General features: G+C 61.4%; 1 protein-coding gene. It reads right to left on the reverse strand.

Annotation, left to right across the window (positions count from 1 at the left end):
• A partial coding sequence (locus NKI01_RS30825) for an IS5 family transposase (protein WP_352965865.1) occupies positions 1–560 on the reverse strand: 560 nt, incomplete at its 3' end.
• Positions 561–621 lie beyond the last annotated feature (61 nt).

Genomic DNA, 621 nt, shown 5'->3' on the forward strand with positions numbered 1-621 from the left:
ACCCCGACATGAGCCTTGTAGCCGAAGGTGAAGCCGCCCTTGCCCTGCCGCGCGGTAATGCGGGCATCTGGATCCTTCGACGGCCGCTCAAGCGTCGGCGGTGACGAGACCGCATTGATCAGCGTGGCATCCAGCATCGTGCCACGCTTCAGGATCACGCCGGCCTTCTCCAACTGCCGGTCCAGTTCGCCAAACAACTTATCGAGCAGACCTTCGCCGACAAGCAGATTGCGAAAGCGCGAAAGCACCGTGTGATCGGGAATGCTCTCCTCCAGCCCGAGCCCGGCAAAGCGCCGGAACGACAGCCGGTCGCCAAGCGCCTCTTCCAACTCACGGTCCGAAAGCCCGTAGAGCGATTGCAACAAAAGCGCCTTGAACAGGACCAGCGGTGGCCAAGCCGCCCGACCCGGACCGCCATCACGCAGCGGGTTGAGCAGTTTCTCAAACCGATACCACTTCACAAGACCCGACAATCGGTCGAGCGGCGAAGTGCCGCCCACAAGCTTGGTGCCTAGAAAAGCCTCCGCCAAGCTCAACTGGCCCGTCTGCTTCACTGCCATCGCGATTCCCTCAGACCGTCCACCTCAGAGAATCACAATCAGCGAATTACGCAACAGGCCC

Origin of the sequence: Mesorhizobium sp. M0815, assembly GCF_040319995.1 — a bacterium.
Taxonomy (GTDB): Bacteria; Pseudomonadota; Alphaproteobacteria; order Rhizobiales; family Rhizobiaceae; genus Mesorhizobium.